Here is a 17,370-nt window from a genome sequence, read left to right as displayed (position 1 = left end):
CTATTTCGCCGGCGCACGGATGGGCTGCGACCCCCGAGCGCCGAGCAGATCCTGGTGGCGAAGACGTAGTCGAATTCGGCGATCATCCCACGGGCAGCTGGGAACCCTGCCGAATCCCCGTGGCACCGTGATAGAAGTATCGGCCCAAACCGATGGTGAAAACGAGCATTCCGTACACCGAATGTTCGACCGAAGCGGTGAACAGCGATTGTGTCCGCAAATATCGCGTTGCGAAGATCCAGCCGCCGATACCGCTCATAACGACCGAGATCCAATTGCCGAACAGGATGTGCACATATCCGAACGCGACGGCGCTCGCGGCCACCAGCCCGGTGCCCTCGCCGAAGACCGGCGCGTACCGATGAAAGAGAAAGGAACGGAAGATCAGCTCCTGTGGGTACACGCTGAGCACGGGATACAGCACCATGACCGCCAGCCACAGCCAAGGATTGCGCCGAGGCAGGTCGAATAGGTCGTCCCGCCGCGCCAGCGCGACCGCCGCGGTGAGTGCCAGCGCGTTCCCGCCCGCCAGCGCGGCCATCGAGCGTGCCTGCGTCCGCAGCGCCTCGGTGCGCCACAGTGCGGCACGGTCGAAATCGGGCGAGCGCCGCAGGTAGCCGGAGACCCCCAGCGCCAGCGCGAGCAATGCGGGAATCGGGGGCCGGCCGCGCAATACCGCGTTGTACGCGGTCGCCCCGCCGAAGAACAGTGCCGCATACTCGGCGCCCAGATAAACCCGGCGCCACCGTCGAATCCGCACGACCACACCATAGTTCCCCGGCCAGCTCACCGCTCGTGTCGAACGCAACCGGATGCAGCGCGAGAAAAGGCCCTATGTCCTTGCCGGACATAGGGCCGCGGTCTCAGATCACTGTGCGGGCGGCTGGCATCCAGGCGGCGGGCCCTGCTGATCACCCGGCGGCGGACCTTGGTGGTCACCGGGCGGCGGGCCCTGGTGGTCACCAGGAGGCGGGCCCTGGTGGTCACCGGGCGGCGGCGGACACTGCTGTCCGGAGTCCGGTCCCTGGGGCTGGTCGGCGTTCGCGACACCAGCGCCGACGCCGAGCGCGCCGAGTACCACGACACCCGCCGCGGCAGCCGTCACCAGCTTCGACTTAACTCCCATACATTCCTCCTGAGGGTGCATCTCGATCCGAAACCGTCGGCCGACATCTCGTGCCGACGCGAGAATCGTTGCGCCCCAACCTCTGTCCGGAATGTGAGCAACATTTGTGCCAGCTGTGAGCGTCGGATCCGGGTTTCGGTCACGCACGCCACCCGAACCATCCGACACCGGCATGGATTAGGTGCCCACCCTGAGCCGGGCTGCCGTATACCACACCAGTGGCTCACGCCCGACCGCTCAACATTCGACGCCATCGGCGAATGGTTCACCCCGCTCCCCCTGGACCCCGCCACTGGAAGCAACAGGCCGCCGCATCGTGGCCGCTCCACATCGAGCCTCTCACCTGCGCATACGCCGATCGCTTCGACCTCGGTCCACGTGGAGCAGTGCTCATCCGGCCACACGGGCGCCCGCTGGTCCGACCGACCACTCTGCCCGCCCCTGGACCCGCACCGCGATCACGCGCTGAGTCACCCCTGGCGGCCCACCGGATCGCCGGGCGAGCCGAGCGCATCACGAATCGTGTCACGCAGCCAGCACTGTGCCGGGTCGGCGTCGAGCCGTGCATGCCAAGCCAGCCGCACTTCCACTGCTGGCAGGGCCGCGGCGATGGGAAACCAGCGCAGGCCGAGGGCCCGGCCGTATTGTTCGGCGAGGCGCTGCGGGACGAGCCCGACGTACTGACTCGACGCGACCAGCAGCGCGGCGACGGCGAAGGTGGGGACGACGGCGGCGACGCGGCGTTGCAGGCCCACGGCATCGAGTGCGTCGTCGAGTGGTCCGCGAGCGCGGCCACGGCGGGAGGCCGAGACGTGGGGATGCTGGCACAGTTGCGCCAGCGTCGGGCGGCGGCGCCGACCGAGCGAGCTGTCGGCGCAGACGATGCCGACTATTCGTTCGCGATACAGCACGGCCGTCCGGATGTCGGGCGCCGCTTCGCCTGTGCCGATATCCAGATCGACCGAGCCGTCGCGAAGGGCATCGTTGCTTTCACTGCCCTCGGTGACGAAGCGCAGTGTGACGTCGGGAGCGAGTGCTGCCGTGGCTTCGACCGCCGCGGCCGCCAGGGTCGCGGCCACACCGTCATTGATGCGAATCGTGAAGGTGCGCTTCAGTTCCGCGACCGTGATCTCGCGGTCGGCGCTGATCAGTGCCGACGCCTCGTCCAGCAGTGACCGCACCCGCGGCGCGGCGCGCAGCGCGAATGGTGTCGGGGCCATCCCGCGACCGGCACGCACCAGAATCGGGTCACCCATCGCCCGCCGCAACCGACCCAGCGCCCGGCTGGTCGCCGGGATGGACAGATGCAGGCGCTCGGCGGCGGCCGTGACGCTAGCGTCCTGGAGCAGCGCGTCGAATACGCGCAGCAGATTCAGATCGAGCTGCTCGGTCATAGTTGCATCGTACGCAAGGATCTCTTGTTGAAGTTGCGTGGCGCGGAGACCGCGCTGGTCCCTAGCGTCGCAGCCATGTCATACAACATCTCGACCGCGCCGACCTCGCGAGACCCGTCGGCCCGTCCCGGCACGCAGCGCGGCCTGCTCGCGGCCATGTGCGCCTGCGTCGTGCTCGTCATCGGGATGGTCGCCGCCATCAACCTCGCCGTCCCGATGCTGGCCGCCAGCGCACTGCACCCCTCCGCATCGGCGCTGGTCTGGATCGTCGACACCTATGTAATCGTCTTCGCCTGTCTGGTGATTCCCGGCGGGGCCGCGGGAGATCGTCTCGGGCGCAAGGGGATCCTGCTCGTCGGCCTCGGGCTGTTCGCGGTCGGCGCGCTGCTGTCGGCGACGGCACCGAATGTGGCACTGTTGCTCACCGGCCGTGCGATCACAGGTGTCGGCGCCGCCGCCGTATTGCCCAATACGCTCGCCGTTCTGCTGCACGCCGTCCCCGTCGAACGCAAGAGCGCGATGATCGCGGTCTGGGCATCGATGACAGGTATCGGCGGAGTCGTCGGCAATGTCGGCGGCGGGGCGATCCTGTCGGGCGGATCATGGCGTTGGCTGTTCGCCACCGCCGTGCCGATTTCGCTGATTCTTCTCGCACTCGTCGGCCGGGTCGCGCCGATCTCACCGCGCCATGACCGTCGCCTCGACCCGCTCGGCGCGGCATTGCTCGTCGGTGCGTCGGTCGCGCTGCTGCTCGGCATCGTCCAGGGTCCGGAGGCGGGCTGGGGCAGCGCGCTCGTCATCACCGGATTCCTCTGTGCCGCTGTTCTTTTCGTCGCATGGACGATCATCGAACTGCGGGTCGAACACCCGCTGCTCGATCCCCGATTGTTCCGCCTCCCCGCTCTGCGCAGCGCCTGCCTCGGCATGACGGCGGTCTTCTTCGGCATGTTCGCGCTGTTCTACGTCAACGCGTCGTTCCTGCAGTACGGCAAGGGATTCGGCGTGCTGCGGACCGGTCTCGGAATCATCCCGCTGACCGTCCCGATCATTCTCGGCGCACAGTATGTCGGACGGCTGTCACAGCGCATCGGCCTCGACGCCACCATCGCTATCGCATTCGTCTTCGTCGGCGGTGGACTACTCGGACTCTCCACGAGCGACGCACAGACGCCCTACCTCGCCTACGCCGCATGGCTCCTCGTGACGGGAGTCGGTGTGCTGCTCGCACTTCCGACACTCTCGGGAGCCATCGCGAGCTCGCTCCCACCAGACCAGGCCGGGGTCGGAGCCGGGTTGCAGGCCACCACCCGCGAATTCGGCAGCGCCCTCGGCGTCGCCGTCATCGGCACGGTGTTCACCGCCCGGTTCGTCGCCGCACTACCGCTGGACATCCGCACCGACCACGATCCGCACACCGTGGCCCAGGCACTCGCGACCACCACACCCGACCGCGCCAACGATGTCATCACCGCATTCGTCTCGGGCACGGACTTCGGACTGCGGGCGATCGGCGTGACCGTACTCGTCCTCGGCGCGCTCGTCGTATCGCAGTCGCTGCTGTCCCGACGTGGACAGGCACGCTCGGCGGCGGGGTAGTCAGCCATCACATGAATCTGAACTGCCGAGGTGATCTTCGAGCGCTCGCATCGGCTCGTCACAGCCTAGTTCGGATAGATCTTCGAGAAGTTCTGTGCCGTGGACGGCGGTGAGGGAACATGGAGTGCGGTGCGGTGAGCGCCGTGCCGTCTTCTGAGTGTGTTCCGCGATCTACTTCCACCTACGCAGGAGGACGAAGATCCATGATGACTTTCCGGAACTACCGACGTCCTGCCCTAATCGCGACCGTCTTCGGCGTGATGGGGCTGGCCGGAATATCGACCGCTGCTCCCGCCTTGGCCGCCAACAACATCGACGTCAGCGGCGTCGGTCCGGCCAATATCGGGGTCGATTACAGCTGCGATGCATCGGCAGGAGTGACTGCCATCAAGGCAATGGTGGGCGATCCCAACGCAGACAGTCCCTCGGCCACCGGCGCACAGACTGCCGTCACATGCGACGGAGCCCAGCATTCCGCCGTGATCATCCTCGCCGGAGCCGCCGGTCGGGATGCGCCATTGTCGGCGGGGCAGACGGTGCAAGTGCGGGTCGCGCTGGTCGATCGCGACGACACTGTTGTCTCCGGGCAGGCCAAGAAGGTCACGCTCGGGTAGGGCCGCCCCCGGCGCGTATCGGCGACCGGTGCGACAGCCATTGGGCAGGTCGATGAGACTGTCGGTGGCGCAGACGGGCTTTGCGCTAGCCATTGCCGACCCGGTAGCGCAAGTGGGTGACGCGCTCGCCCAGCACGGCGGTCGGATCGTCGAGCAGGTGGCGCCGCCGGATACCGTTGCCGACGGTCGACCTCACGCCGCCATACCTTCACTCGGTGTGGAACGTCAGTTTGTCGTTCCACACCGCGCTGAATGCGCTCCCGTCAGCACAGATTCGTCCCTCCCACCGCCGCCTACATTTCGAAGTCCGCTCCGGCATCCGAATATGCTGGATAGCAAACGATTACGCAGGCTCCGGCAGGGCGAGGTCGATGTGGTGGCGATATTCCTACTTGCGGCGTTGCAGGACGAGGAACGCCATCCACGCCGCACCGCCGAGCACGAGCACGCCGATTATCCCGATGCTCGTCAACAGAAAGTCCACGCCTCGATTCTAGATGTTCGCGAGTACCTTTGGTGGACTTACCGATTCAACGACACCGGGCTCGCGGCCCGAGGACGTGCGGCGTCCAGGACCACAGCCAAAGCCTGTCCCGCGGCGATCACGACCCGCCGAATCTCGCACTCACAGTCGATAATTCGCACCGCACTCGCCCCGAGCACGAACCGCGCGCCAAAGTTGTTCGGTGTCATCACCGGTGGTCGGCCGCGGTAGGAGGATTTCTCGTAGAGTTGGTAACAGAGTGCAGTGACGGGTGAAGGGGCCGGATGTGTCCGCGACACTGGTGAAGGGCCAGAACGGCCCGTTGACGGTCACCGATGTGGTGGTCTCGGTGCAGATTGCCGCGCCAGCGGAGGTGTCAGCGCTGCTGGTCACCGAGACCGGGAAAGTTCGCTCTGACGCGGATTTCGTATTCTTCGATCAGCCGACCGGTCCTGGTGTTCGCTTGCAGTCGATGGAACCCGGTCGGCCCGCCGCGTTGGCCTTATCACTGCATCGGGTGCCAGCGGATATCGCTCAGATCCGGGCGGTGATCACTCTTGATGATGCGAACAGTCGATTCGGTCGCATCGCCGCACCATTGGCAGTCGTCTCCGATACTCGCGGTAATCGGTTGTACGAGTATCGGATCGAGGGTCTGAGCACCGAATCCGTCGTGATCGCCCTGGAACTGTACCGCCGCCAGGGCGGTTGGAAGGTACGCGCGGTCGGACAGGGCTACGCGGGTGGATTCGCCGCCCTGGTCACCGACCACGGCGTGACCGTCGACGACTCACCCCGGCCGACCATCACACACACGCCAGCGCCGCCCATTGCTCCCAGCTACCCCGCACAACCCGCGCCGAGCTACCCGCCGCCAACCGCCGATCCGGTGAATTCCGCTCGGCGGCAGCAGCATCCGCCCGCAGCGTCCCACCGGCCCTCGACCGGCCATCACCCCCAGGGTGGCTATCCTCCGACATCAGCTCCCGACTCTGCGGGTCCGAGCCAGGGCTATCGGCCATCGCCCGGTCTGCATACGACACCATCGCCGGGCGAGGTCAGTCTCTCCAAAAACCGTCCGGTCAGCCTGGCGAAGGGGCAGCGCGTCACGCTCCGCAAGGACGGTGGTGTCGCGCTGACCTATATCCGGATGGGTCTGGGCTGGGACCCCGTCAAGAAGGGCGGCTTGTTCGGCGGTCGCACGATCGAGATCGATCTCGACGCCTGGGTGGCTCTGTTCGCCGAGGCTAATTTGGTTGATGTCGCCTACTACGGTCAACTCACCTCCAAGGACGGATCCATCCGCCACCAAGGCGACAACCTCACCGGCGAAGGCGAGGGCGACGACGAAGTGATCCTGGTCGACCTCACCCGGATCCCGGCCCACATCACCACCCTGCTGTTCGTCGTGACCTCCTACCAGGGCCAAACCTTCGAACAGGTCACCAACGCGTTCTGCCGCCTGGTCGACAGCACCACCGATGTCGAGCTCGCCCGATACTCACTCACCGGAGGCATGGCATTCACCGCGATCGCGATGGCCAAGGTCTTCCGCGCCGGCGGGGAGTGGAAACTGCAGGCACTAGGCGAAGGCTTCCAAGCCAAACACCCCGGTGAAGCGGTACCGCAACTGGGGCGGTTCATCACCAGCCACCGGTGACAGCCGGCTGATTGCACCGAGATCTGATCGAACCGCCGCGGCGCATCGCCATCCAAGAGTCGATCGATCGTCTCAGTCCGCGAGTTCGGGCGGGAAGCCGCCCGTCGCAACAGGTCCCCAGCGTTCGATATCTATGCGCAACAGCGACTTGTTCTGCCGTGCCATGGCCTCGCGGTACTCGGCCCAGTCGGGATGTTCGCCGGAGATAGCGCGAAAGTACTCGACGAGACCGTCGAGGGCCTCCGGCATGTCCAGGACCTCGGCGCGGCCATCGACCTGTACATAGGGGCCGTTCCAGTCGTCGGACAGCACGCAGATCGACACGCGCGGGTCCCGTCGCGCGTTGCCGACCTTGGCGCGGGTCGGGTAGGTCGACACCACGATGCGGCCCTCGGGATCAATCCCGCAAGTTACCGGCGACAATTGCGGGCGGCCGTCGCCGCGGTTGGTGACCAGGACGCCGCGGTGGCGGGTACGCAGGAATTCCAGCAGTTCGGCTCGTTCGACCCGGTCGGCGGCGGCAATACGTGGCATGGTCGGGCTCCTGTCGTGGCAATGCCAGGGACAAAACGCAGTCGCCGGTCATCGTGTCACATAGATAAACCACACCGCTCCGACCGCCGCGGGCACACTGGTCGCGCTGCAACCGTCGCCATCAAGAGTCTCACCTGTAGATCTTCGGGTCGGGAACCGGTTGTGGCGCAGCGCCGCCGGATCCGAATCCCGATCGCCTGGAGTCCCGTCAACCTGGTCGCGACGTTCTGAACGTATCACCGGGTTCACCCCGGACCTGACCCGGCCAGTTATGGCCCGGGCAGGTGATTCTCGCCCACTGCAAGCGATCCGCCCACCAGTGATACCGTTGACAGCCGTTGTCTCCCAACATATTTGACTCGCTAGAGCGGGATCGATCAGTGTAGTCGGCCGGGCGGCGGCCGAGAGAGGGAATCATGGGATTGCCAAGTGAATTCGGCAAGGCAGCCGGCGCGGGCATTGCGGCGCTCGCACTGCTCGCGCTGCTGCCCGGTACCGCGCAGGCGGCCATTGGCCGGGCCTCCTACGTCACTGCGGCGGGAAAGATCTTGTCGATCGAACGGCCGGACAGTGGCGCCTGTATCCAATTGCAGGATGCCACAGTGCGTTTCGAGAACGGCACCAGCGACCGGGCCTACCTGTTCGGCGATTCCGCGTGCGGTGCGGGATCCGAGATCGAGGGTGTCGATCTCATCTGGAATGCTCCGGCCGGGGTGCAGGCCCTGTCCGTGCGCTTCGAGCCAACCGGATAGCCCGCGGCATCGACGCCGGAAAGACCCGAAAACCGCACTCCCGCAATGAGTTGTGCGGCGACGGCACCAGGACAACAGTCATCTCGGATCGTGATGACCGTTTGCCTGGTTCCGCGCTCAGGACGGGACGCCTACGAAGGCGTCGGGACGAGCGGCACCGGGCGGCGCCTCCCGAACGCGTCATCGACCTCGAACGACTGACGCCCCCGCGGACCAAGGATTCCCTCCCAGCGCCCATCCACCGCGACAGTCGTATGCCGTTGAACTCGAGCCGGCGGTCCGGTGCATGTGCCGTCGAAACGAGCGGCGGGTCGGGCCGGTGCAGCGCTCAGGCCGAGCCCTGCGGTAACAAATGGTGGAGCAGATGGATGTAGTCGCTACGCGGCGGGCAGAAAAGATCGAGGTTGTGCACCTCGTCGCTCAGCGGCTCGATGTGGTGGTATCGACCCGCGGGCACCAGTAGGACCGAACCTTCGATCATGCGATGAGCGACGTCGCCGATGTAGTAGTTGGCCTCCCCGCGGGTAATGATCGCGAGTTGGTCGAAGTCTTCATGGACGTGCGGACGAAGTTCCATATCCTTCTTCAACACATTCATCACCAGCATGACGTCGTCGGTCGCGTAACCCGACCTTGTCACACCGTGCCGGACACTTTCTTGCTCGAGATCGTAGAAATTTACGACCTTCCCGTAGACATATTCGCTGTAGTTCTCGGACATTGGTGCTCCTGTCGTATGTCGCCGAAGCGGAGTGTCTCAGTGGTGGGTTGGCGAAGCTGGGTCCACGTCGGCGATCAGCCCGGTCAGGGTTTCGCCCGCCGCGCGCAAAGCCTGGGCGATTCCCGAGTCGATGTCTTCAGGGATGGAATTCGTTGTGCCGACCAGGGCGAGCGTCGCGCGAATATCGCCGTCTGAACCGAGGATCGGTACCGCGACGGTGCGGACACCTTGGACGACGCGTTGGTGGATAGCGATTCGCTGTGCCACGACCGACGCCAGCTTCTGCTGAGTTCGTTGCGCTTGATCCTCGGTCAGATTCGCGATCAGGCGCTTGCGGGCACGCTCGTCTTTGCGGAATGCCAGAAAGACCAAGCCTTGCGCCGATTCGACCGGCAGGGTGGCGCCGACACGAACGGATACGTGGACGATCTGGCTCGCATCCTCGCGCACTTGGGTTATCACCGGTTCGCTGCCACCCCACATGCTCAGCACCGCTGTCTGATGTGTCGCCGCCGCGAGCTCGTCCATCACAGGACCAGCGGCATCCTGAATGCGCCATCGCCTCGAGCCCAGCGACGCCAACTGATCGACCAAGGGCCCGAGTTCGTAACCTCCGTCGCCCGCCTTCTTCAACAGGCCGTGCAACTCCAGTGACGAGAGATAGCGGTGGATGGTGGAACGCCGCATCCGTAGACTTTCCGCCGCCTGAGTGGGCCTCAGCGTCGGCTGCCCGGGAGTGAACAGGCGCAGGATCGCGGCGACTCGGGCAACGACCTGTAGGTCGGCCTTGGGGATGTCGTCGTCGCTGTTGCGCGGATCCATCTCCGACTCATCACTCATCCACAACCTCCAGCTCCTCGTTGATCAATCTGTCTCGATATCTGGGCATGATGTCTATCAAAGCGGGATGACTGCAGTGTGCTAGCTCACAGAAATTTTGTCAAAGCCCTTGCTATTGCCGACCGTTTGCCGCACAGTGAGCAAGCGGTTCCGCATAACGAACATCACATCTACCATTCCGGGATTATCAATCCCGATCTCGGCAGAGGAAGGGCAGGAAGCCATGGATTCTCGCGTGGCCGAAGTTCTCGACGGAGCGTGTGACCTGCATGTACACCCCGGACCGTCGCCATTCCCCCGGCGCATCGGCATCAAGGAGGCAGCCGAACAGGCACACGCCGCGGGCTTCCGTGCGATTCTCGTCAAATCGCACCACCACAGCATGCTTCCCGATATCGAATCGGCGGAGCTCTCGAGCGGACCCTTGCCCATTCCGGTGTTCGGGGGAGTGGCGCTGAACAACTACGTCGGGGGCGTCAACCCGACCGCGGTCGAGCTCGCGATCAATCGCGGCGGCCGCATCGTCTGGTTCCCGACGATCAGCTCCGATCGCCACATCTGCGCGCACAGCGACGAGCTGCGCTTTCCCACCACGGATCATTCATTGAGCGTCGGTGCGCCGATCGAGGTCCTCGACTCGGACGGCACGCTGATCCCCGCGGCTCACGACGTGCTCGACCTGATCGCCGAACACGATCTGATCCTTTCCACCGGTCACATGGCGCCGACAGAAATAACCGCTGTTCTCACCGAGGCGGCGCGCCGCGGAATCGGCCGCCTGCTGGTCAATCACCCCAATTTCGTCATCGAGGCTGATGAAGAGCTCGTCCGGCAGTGGATCTCACTCGGCGCCGTGATCGAGCATTCCCTCTGCATGTACGACGACCGATCGTCGTTCTGTAACTGGGAGCCCGCCGAACTGGTTCGGCTGATCCGTCTGCTCGGCGTCGAAAACACCATTTTCGGCTCCGATCTCGGCCAGCGAGGCAACCCACTGCCGGTCGAGGGGTACGACCGCGTCATCGGTGATCTTCTCGATGCGGGAGTGTCGGCCGATGACCTGCGGACGATGACTGTGACGAACACTGCGGCCCTGGTCGGCATCTCGTGACCACCGAGACAGCATCGGCCGAGGATTTGCGGTCCCGGCTCACTCGCGCGCCCCAAATAGGAACGTTCGTGAAGATCGCCGGCGGCGAGGTCATCGATCTGGTTGCCCTGGCCGGGTTCGACTTCGCTGTGCTCGATCTCGAACACAGCCAACTGTCCTATGCCGAGGCGCGTCATTCGCTCGCGGTGGCCCGCGCGAACGGTCTCGACATAACCGTGCGGATCCCAACGCTCGACACCGGACTGGCCAACCGATTACTCGAGGCCGGAGCAGCCGGAATCCAGTTGTCCACCGTACGGTCCGCGACCTCAGCGCGCAGGTTCGTACAGGCGCTGAGGTACGGGCCCGGCGGCTCCCGCAGTATCAGCCTGGCGCAGTCGAGCGCCTGCTACGGCGCGATACCGTTGACCGAGTATCTCGATCGCTACACGAGCCACCCATTGGCGATCGGGCAGTTGGAAACCGCGAGCTTCGAAGATCCGATCAACGATATCGTGGGCCCGCTCGATATCGCCTTCATCGGTACCCTCGATCTGTCGGTCTCCGTGGGAACGCCGGGTCGTCACGACACACCGGAGGCGGTGCGGATCACCGACTCCATCGTCGCCGCCGGGAAGAAAACCGGCACCGCGCTCGGCATCTTCGCCGCGGACGAGTCAGAGGTCGATCGCGCGATCTCCGCCGGATTCCACTACATCGTTGTCAGCTCCGATATCGCGCTAATGCGCTCCGCGGCGACCAACCTGATGTCCCGAGTACGGCAAAAGGTGCAGTGGTGAGCGTCAGAAGGACCACGGTCGCCGGGGCCACGACGACGAATCCCATTCGGGCGCGATCCTCCGGATAGCTGTCCTCGCGCGCTCAACTCCGAGATCACCGAACTCCATGGCGGGAGCTTGTCCTCGCACGCGACTACGCCGACCCACCACCCAACGCACCGCGGCCCGCCCCTTGGGTCTTGCCACTGAAATCTCCCCGGAGAGCTAGAAAACCATGACAGACACACCCCGGACCGACCTCGGTCACGACGAAAAGAATGCGGGCGCTGAGCGCAGCGAGCATCGCAAGTCCGCGATTCGCGGCGGAGTGCTCGGCTACTACGCGGACCAATTCGACATATTTCTGCCGATCATCGCCCTCGCACCGGCGATGGGCTACTTTCAGTCGTCGTCTACCAGCGCCGCGACCGAAGCCATCATTTCGGCGTTCGTCTTCGCCTCCACACTCATCGCCCGACCGCTGGGTGCTGCTTTCTTCGGTCAATGGGCCGACCGGATGGGTCGGCGGCGACCAACCCTGGTCGCGGTGGCCGGATTCGGCATCTCCGTTTTCGCGATCGCCCTCCTGCCCGGGTTCCAGCATGTCGGTCACTGGGCGATCGTCATGTTGATCGCCCTCCGCTTCCTCGGCGGCTTCTTCCTCGGTGGTGAATACAGCACCGCGGTGCCGCTGGCCATGGAATGGAGCCCCGCGCGCAAACGTGGCCTAGTGAGCGGTTTGATCACCTGCACCAACCCACTCGCTAATGCGTCCATCGCTCTCATCACGTTGGTCCTGCTCAACTCCATGACCTCCACCGGAACCGACTCCGCCTACGTTCAATGGGGTTGGCGCATACCATTCGTCATCGGCGCTCTCCTCGCAGCCACAACCTTCATCTACTACGTGACGCACGTCGAGGAGTCCCCAGAATTCGACAACAGCGATGACAATGCCCCGGTGACGGCATCTACCACCTCGTCGACGTCGCCTTTGATGCAGTTGGTGCGAGGCGAACACCGAACGGCTTTGGTGCAAGTGTTCGTGGTGATGACCGGTGCCTGGCTTTTGGCCAACCTCGGTCTCGCCGTTCTACCGTCGATGATGCGGTTGCAGCTCCAAGTCCCGAGTACCACCGTTACGCCGATCATGTTGATCTCCTCGTTGATCACCGTCGGCACCTTCATCGCAGCAGCGGTACTCTCCCAGCGGATAGGTCGCCGCCGCTTCTACATCGGCGCAGGAATTGTCGCAGCCATCGTCACGCCAACTGGGTTCTTGGTACTGTCCACGCTCGACGGTGCAGCCGTCGTACCGATCGCGTTGTGCGCCTTTGCTATCCAGATCAGCACGATATCGCTGTACGGTCCGATCGCGGCGTACCTGACCGAGCGCTTTCCGGCCGGAATCCGGGCGACCGGTTACGGCGTGGGCTACAGCCTCGCGCTCGTTGTCCCCGCATTCTATGCCTTCTATATCAGCGGACTTTCGAGCGTTTTCTCAGAGCAAGCGGCCGCGCCCATACTCGCAGTGCTCGGCGGAATCTTGGTCGCCGCCGGAGCGGCCCTCGGTCCGGAGACACGCGATGTCGTGATGGCGGACTAGTGCGCTGAGCGAGCGGTCAATTCATCAGCCATTCGGCGATGGCTTGCGCGCTCGCGTCGAGGATGGCTTCACCCTTCTGCGCGGTTGCGGCTCTGGCGTCTCCGGCGACGCCGGAGGGTGTGACATGTTTGAACGATCGCGGCGTGTAGACAATGTGGTCGGGCGCTGATTGCAACGCGATGTCCGGCCCCGTCGCGTTCGGGAGCTGGGTGAGATCGACCAGTTCAGGGGCGATGGCCATCATCATGGAGGTCTCCCCCTCACAGGCATGCATCAATGTGTCCTGCGTGTCGAGAACCTCTGCCGTGCGGGTCTGCGCTGCGGTGAAGTAGCTGGTGACGGCGATGGTGGCCGATAGTTCCTCGGACAGTTCGTTACTGAGCGCGTTGAGGGCTGTGACGTTTCCGCCGTGGCCGTTGACGACGAGGATCTTGGTGAATCCTGCTGTGAGTACCGACCGACACAGGTCCCGTAGCAGCAAGTGATACGTCGCCAGGGTGAGGGTGAAGGTTCCGCCGAATTCCATGTGGTGTTGCGCGAGTCCGCACCACAGGGAAGGGGCGACGACCACCGGCCGGTTGTTCGCGACCATGATGGCTGCGGCGCGACGGCAAGCCTCGGCGCTGAGGAAGTCGTCGACACCGGTGGGTAGGTGCGGTCCGTGCTGCTCGGTCGAGCCGACCGGCAGCAGCACGGGAGCACCCTGAGCCGCGCGCTGGCGCAGAGTTGGCGCAGTCATACGGTTCCAATGAATTTCGGACATGGTGGTAACTCCTTGCCGTTCAGGGGGTTTCGGGTGTGCTCAGCGGCAACGCCGTGGAGCGAGCCGACACCTCGGGGCTGATTTGTGTGTTCGGGTCGGCGATCGCGTCCACGGACAGGCCGGTGGTCTTGACGCCGAATGTCATGGCGAACGCGGCCGCGAGCATGACGACGGCCACCAGGGTGAACACAGCGGCGGCGCCGTAGGAATCCAGGAGCGGGATCAGGTAGAACGGTGCTGCCGCGGTGGACAGTCGGCTCAACGAGTACAGCCAACCGGTCGCGGTGGTCCGCACACCGGTCGGGTACTGCTCGAGCTGGTAGATATGGCCGGCGTTGGACATCACGTTGGCGACCATGGTGAAACAGAAACCGGAGATGATGATCGCCGCCGTTGTCGTCGCGTTTCCGTATGCCATCCCGGTCAAAGCCATCGCGGTGAACGCGGCGCACAGGATCCATTTCCGCTCGTACTTGTCCATGACCAGGACAGACAGGAACGAGCCGAGTGGGTATCCGATGAAGGAGAAGGTCAGATAGGTCAGCGAGCTGCTGACGGTGAATCCTTTTGCGGCCAGGGCGAGTGTGGCGAGGCTGCTGAACCCGTAGTAGCCGACAGGCGCGAGGACCCACAGGATGGCCATCAGGATCGTGCGTCGGGTGAAGGGCTCCCGAAACAGGCTGGTAATCGGCAGCTTTTGCACGGGAGCGGAAGCAGCGGCGGTGACGGGCTCCGAGGCAGGTGGTGTCCACCCTTCCTGCTGCGCGGCCGCCTCGAGACGCGCGGTGATCGCGTCTGCCTCCTTCGACCGGCCCACCGACTCGAGCCACCGCGGCGACTCGGGCAGGCCTCGTCGCGCCAGGAAGGTGAGCACTGCTCCCAAGGCGCCGAAGCCGAACATCCACCGCCAGCCAGCGATCCCGAGCGGAGTCGTGCCGACCAGCGTCATCCCGAGGTACCCGACAACGGGGACAGCGAGATAGGCGGCGGTGAACGCCCATGCGGCATAGCGGCCGCGGCGCTCGGGCGGCAGGATGTCGCCGAGGAAAGAGTCGGTCACCGGCAATTCGCCACCGAGTCCGATCCCCGCGATGAAGCGGAACAGGACCAAAGTCCACACGTTGGGTGCAAAGGCACAGGCGAGAGTGGCTGCCGAGTAGAGGCTGAGTGTGAGCATGTAGGCGCTGCGCCGACCGACTCGGTCCGCCATTCGCCCGATGACCACGGCTCCGATGAATGCGCCGACAAAAGCCGACGCGAGGACCAGTGACAGCTCGAGGCCGTGCAGTGTGAAGGTCTTCTTCAAGGTGGTCGCGAGGACTCCGGACAGGAACAGCTCGTAGATCTCGAAGAAGGTGCCCAGCGCCATGATCGCGGTGAAGCGCTTGTGCAGCGAAGTCATGGGCAGTCGGTCGAGCCGCGCGGCGACGGAGAGGCCGCCGACTTGTTGTGGATAGTCCATGGTTTGCCTTGGGTGCGAAAGGAGGCCAGTTCAGGGCCATGATTAGACTGGACTGTACAATCTAAGTAATGTGTCCACAAGTGCTACAGGGCACAATTTAGATTGATCAGTCCAGTCCAGTTCCACACGGAGGTGTTCGACGGTGCCCCCCACCGCTTCCTCGCAGTCGCTGTCCGGCAACAATGCGGTGCGGGAACGCAGCCGCACCAAGATCCTCTCGGCAGCGAGATCCTTGTTCCTGGACGACGGCTACGACGGTGTCAACCTCGACAGCATCGCAACCCGGGCGGGCGTCGCACGGCAGACGGTCTACAACCGCTTCGGCAGTAAGGAAGCCGTTTTTCGCGCAGTCATGCAGGAACATTGGGGCAACCTCGACCCCGACACTCTGCCTGTACGTTTCGCGGCGAAAGTTGCCGGCGGAGATGATCCGGCAGAGTTTCTGCGCGACTTCTCCCAAGCGCTCCTGGATTTCATCGACGAAACCGATCAGATCGCGTTCACCCGGCTGGTGATCTCCGAATCCCGACGCGCCCCATGGATTGCCGAGGAGTTTTACCGACTGGGCAAGCAGCCCTTGATGCAAGCCCTCGCTGCCTGCCTGCAGCAGATGAGCGAGGCGGGCACGATCGCATGCCCGTCACCGGAACTGGCCGCTCACCAATTCCTCGGGCTCATCCAAGAATTCATCGTCTGGCCCATGGTGATGGCAGTCCCCACGACCTCATCGAGCACTCCCCCGCGCGAGACAGTCATCGACGAAGCGATCGCCACCTTCCTCAGTCGTTATCGCTCAACCGCGCCCCGAGGCTGAGGCCGGGCGCCGACATCCGAAGCACCACACCGAAACTCGACACATCTGCCACACACGGAGTTCCGCATGCCACAGCCCCTTCGACCGCCCGGCAGTGCTCCCAGTTGGAGCGTCGGCGATACAGTCATTCACCGTATCGATGAGGTGATCCTGCCTCCCGAAACCGGTCCATGGCTGCTGCCAGGGGCCACCGCCGACGTCGTGCAGCGCACGAACTGGCTTGCTCCCGACTTCGCCGACGAAGCCGGGACTCTGCACTTGGCCGTGCACAGCTTCGCCGTCGAGACCGCAGGCTTGCGTGTACTCATCGACACCGGAATCGGCAACGGCAAGATCCGCCCGAACCCCGCTTGGCACAATCTGCACACCCCCTATCTCGAACGTCTGGCCGGTGTCGGCTTCGCACCCGAATCCGTCGACTTGGTCATCCTGACCCATCTGCACACCGACCACGTCGGATGGAACACACGCCCCGACGGTCACGGCGGCTGGACACCGACGTTCCCCCACGCCCGCTACATCACCTCCCGCGTCGAATCCGACTACTGGGACGGCGCAGACATCGATGACAGCCGTAGGCGCATGCTCGCCGACTCCGTTCAACCCGTCCGCGACAGCGGCCAACTCGACCTCATCGACGTCCGCGCCGAGGGCACCGACATCGCTGCTGGACTGCGGCTTGTGCCCACTCCCGGTCACACCCCCGGCCAGGTCGCCGTGGCTGTGCACAGCGCCGGGCGCTCCGCCGTCGTTACCGGCGACTGCATCCATCACCCCGTACAGCTGGCCGACCCGGCGTTGTGCAGCAGCGTCGACGTCGACCCGGATCGAGCCGCCCGCACCCGCCGCGACCTGCTCGCCGACCTCGCCGATACCGACACACTCCTGCTGGGCAGCCACTTCGCCCCTCCCACCGCCGGATTGGTCCGGACCCACGGCGACACATATCGCCTCATACCCGTCCCCGGACGAGTGATCCACCCGCCCCAACGCTGATCGACTTCGACCCCTTGCTGGAACAGCACGGCGGTTGGCGAAGATCGCTGGCCGGCCAGCACACTGAGCAGCACCCCTCGGTCGGTTAGGAGCAGCCTCCATTGACCGCGGCAGCCGCCGTAACCCCAGCCGCTGTGGC

The 17,370-nt window shown here is 64.7% G+C and carries 17 protein-coding genes; 9 read left to right on the top strand and 8 right to left on the bottom strand.

What is annotated here, in order from left to right; genetic code table 11:
* Positions 1-82: 82 nt before the first annotated feature.
* The 3 genes from ABZ293_RS36500 to ABZ293_RS36490 form a co-directional block, all read right to left on the bottom strand.
* The gene (locus ABZ293_RS36500; RefSeq protein WP_355188330.1) at positions 83-760 is read right to left on the bottom strand and encodes a CPBP family intramembrane glutamic endopeptidase; all 678 of its coding nucleotides are present in this window, start codon (positions 758-760) and stop codon (positions 83-85) included.
* Between the two features lie 108 nt (positions 761-868).
* The gene (locus ABZ293_RS36495) at positions 869-1,126 is read right to left on the bottom strand and encodes a hypothetical protein (protein ID WP_355188328.1); all 258 of its coding nucleotides are present in this window, start codon (positions 1,124-1,126) and stop codon (positions 869-871) included.
* A 470-nt stretch (positions 1,127-1,596) separates the two neighbouring features.
* On the bottom strand, positions 1,597-2,520 hold the full coding sequence (locus ABZ293_RS36490; RefSeq protein WP_355188326.1) for a LysR family transcriptional regulator: 924 nt from the start codon (positions 2,518-2,520) through the stop codon (positions 1,597-1,599).
* 75 nt (positions 2,521-2,595) lie between these two features.
* Here ABZ293_RS36490 and ABZ293_RS36485 point away from each other — a divergent pair, with 75 nt between their 5' ends.
* The 3 genes from ABZ293_RS36485 (at position 2,596) to ABZ293_RS36475 (ending at position 6,874) form a co-directional block, all read left to right on the top strand.
* The gene (locus ABZ293_RS36485; RefSeq protein ID WP_355188324.1) at positions 2,596-4,116 is read left to right on the top strand and encodes an MFS transporter; all 1,521 of its coding nucleotides are present in this window, start codon (positions 2,596-2,598) and stop codon (positions 4,114-4,116) included.
* 203 nt (positions 4,117-4,319) lie between these two features.
* Entirely contained in the window at positions 4,320-4,730 is a 411-nt protein-coding gene (locus ABZ293_RS36480; protein ID WP_355188322.1) for a hypothetical protein, read from the top strand.
* A gap of 770 nt (positions 4,731-5,500) precedes the next feature.
* Positions 5,501-6,874, top strand: a complete 1,374-nt coding sequence (locus tag ABZ293_RS36475) for a TerD family protein (RefSeq protein ID WP_355188320.1) — start codon at positions 5,501-5,503, stop codon at positions 6,872-6,874.
* A 72-nt stretch (positions 6,875-6,946) separates the two neighbouring features.
* Here the strand turns inward: ABZ293_RS36475 and ABZ293_RS36470 are convergent, their stop codons facing one another.
* Entirely contained in the window at positions 6,947-7,408 is a 462-nt protein-coding gene (locus ABZ293_RS36470; RefSeq protein ID WP_354955593.1) for a PPOX class F420-dependent oxidoreductase, read from the bottom strand.
* 416 nt (positions 7,409-7,824) lie between these two features.
* Here ABZ293_RS36470 and ABZ293_RS36465 point away from each other — a divergent pair, with 416 nt between their 5' ends.
* Positions 7,825-8,160: a hypothetical protein gene (locus ABZ293_RS36465; RefSeq protein ID WP_355188318.1), complete on the top strand. Its 336-nt coding sequence runs from the start codon at positions 7,825-7,827 to the stop codon at positions 8,158-8,160.
* Between the two features lie 328 nt (positions 8,161-8,488).
* On the opposite strand, the gene ABZ293_RS36460 is transcribed toward ABZ293_RS36465, so the two are convergent.
* Positions 8,489-8,881: a cupin domain-containing protein gene (locus ABZ293_RS36460; RefSeq protein WP_355188316.1), complete on the bottom strand. Its 393-nt coding sequence runs from the start codon at positions 8,879-8,881 to the stop codon at positions 8,489-8,491.
* A gap of 36 nt (positions 8,882-8,917) precedes the next feature.
* Positions 8,918-9,721, bottom strand: coding sequence for a helix-turn-helix domain-containing protein (locus tag ABZ293_RS36455; RefSeq protein WP_355188314.1), 804 nt, complete (start codon positions 9,719-9,721; stop codon positions 8,918-8,920).
* Positions 9,722-9,956: 235 nt separating this feature from the next.
* On the opposite strand from ABZ293_RS36455, the gene ABZ293_RS36450 reads away from it, so the two are divergent.
* The 3 genes from ABZ293_RS36450 to ABZ293_RS36440 all read left to right on the top strand — a co-directional run bounded on the left by ABZ293_RS36450 (position 9,957) and on the right by ABZ293_RS36440 (position 13,196).
* On the top strand, positions 9,957-10,832 hold the full coding sequence (locus ABZ293_RS36450; protein WP_355188312.1) for a DUF6282 family protein: 876 nt from the start codon (positions 9,957-9,959) through the stop codon (positions 10,830-10,832).
* Positions 10,829-11,611: an aldolase/citrate lyase family protein gene (locus ABZ293_RS36445; protein WP_355188310.1), complete on the top strand. Its 783-nt coding sequence runs from the start codon at positions 10,829-10,831 to the stop codon at positions 11,609-11,611. The genes ABZ293_RS36450 and ABZ293_RS36445 overlap by 4 nt, the downstream gene beginning before the upstream one ends.
* 214 nt (positions 11,612-11,825) lie before the next feature.
* The gene (locus tag ABZ293_RS36440; protein ID WP_355188309.1) at positions 11,826-13,196 is read left to right on the top strand and encodes an MFS transporter; all 1,371 of its coding nucleotides are present in this window, start codon (positions 11,826-11,828) and stop codon (positions 13,194-13,196) included.
* Positions 13,197-13,212: 16 nt separating this feature from the next.
* Here the strand turns inward: ABZ293_RS36440 and ABZ293_RS36435 are convergent, their stop codons facing one another.
* The gene (locus ABZ293_RS36435) at positions 13,213-13,959 is read right to left on the bottom strand and encodes a creatininase family protein (RefSeq protein ID WP_355188307.1); all 747 of its coding nucleotides are present in this window, start codon (positions 13,957-13,959) and stop codon (positions 13,213-13,215) included.
* Positions 13,960-13,978: 19 nt separating this feature from the next.
* Positions 13,979-15,421, bottom strand: a complete 1,443-nt coding sequence (locus tag ABZ293_RS36430; protein WP_355188305.1) for an MFS transporter — start codon at positions 15,419-15,421, stop codon at positions 13,979-13,981.
* Between the two features lie 142 nt (positions 15,422-15,563).
* On the opposite strand from ABZ293_RS36430, the gene ABZ293_RS36425 reads away from it, so the two are divergent.
* A complete protein-coding gene (locus ABZ293_RS36425) occupies positions 15,564-16,235 on the top strand; it encodes a TetR/AcrR family transcriptional regulator (protein ID WP_355188303.1) in 672 nt (223 codons plus the stop codon).
* A gap of 66 nt (positions 16,236-16,301) precedes the next feature.
* Positions 16,302-17,231: an MBL fold metallo-hydrolase gene (locus ABZ293_RS36420; protein ID WP_355188301.1), complete on the top strand. Its 930-nt coding sequence runs from the start codon at positions 16,302-16,304 to the stop codon at positions 17,229-17,231.
* Positions 17,232-17,370 lie beyond the last annotated feature (139 nt).

It is taken from the genome of Nocardia sp. NPDC005998, from assembly GCF_040614395.1.
Lineage (GTDB): Bacteria > Actinomycetota > Actinomycetes > Mycobacteriales > Mycobacteriaceae > Nocardia.
Note: the sequence above shows the minus strand (reverse complement) of the source record. Positions and strands in the feature narration are given on the sequence as shown.

Bases quoted from the DNA above. Each gene is read 5' to 3' on its own strand.
- ABZ293_RS36495 (WP_355188328.1), bottom strand. From the start codon at position 1,126: ATGGGAGTTAAGTCGAAGCTGGTGACGGCTGCCGCGGCGGGTGTCGTG.
- ABZ293_RS36490 (WP_355188326.1), bottom strand. From the start codon at position 2,520: ATGACCGAGCAGCTCGATCTGAATCTGCTGCGCGTATTCGACGCGCTG.
- ABZ293_RS36485 (WP_355188324.1), top strand. From the start codon at position 2,596: ATGTCATACAACATCTCGACCGCGCCGACCTCGCGAGACCCGTCGGCC.
- ABZ293_RS36480 (WP_355188322.1), top strand. From the start codon at position 4,320: ATGATGACTTTCCGGAACTACCGACGTCCTGCCCTAATCGCGACCGTC.
- ABZ293_RS36470 (WP_354955593.1), bottom strand. From the start codon at position 7,408: ATGCCACGTATTGCCGCCGCCGACCGGGTCGAACGAGCCGAACTGCTG.
- ABZ293_RS36465 (WP_355188318.1), top strand. From the start codon at position 7,825: ATGGGATTGCCAAGTGAATTCGGCAAGGCAGCCGGCGCGGGCATTGCG.
- ABZ293_RS36460 (WP_355188316.1), bottom strand. From the start codon at position 8,881: ATGTCCGAGAACTACAGCGAATATGTCTACGGGAAGGTCGTAAATTTC.
- ABZ293_RS36455 (WP_355188314.1), bottom strand. From the start codon at position 9,721: ATGAGTGATGAGTCGGAGATGGATCCGCGCAACAGCGACGACGACATC.
- ABZ293_RS36440 (WP_355188309.1), top strand. From the start codon at position 11,826: ATGACAGACACACCCCGGACCGACCTCGGTCACGACGAAAAGAATGCG.
- ABZ293_RS36435 (WP_355188307.1), bottom strand. From the start codon at position 13,959: ATGTCCGAAATTCATTGGAACCGTATGACTGCGCCAACTCTGCGCCAG.
- ABZ293_RS36430 (WP_355188305.1), bottom strand. From the start codon at position 15,421: ATGGACTATCCACAACAAGTCGGCGGCCTCTCCGTCGCCGCGCGGCTC.
- ABZ293_RS36420 (WP_355188301.1), top strand. From the start codon at position 16,302: ATGCCACAGCCCCTTCGACCGCCCGGCAGTGCTCCCAGTTGGAGCGTC.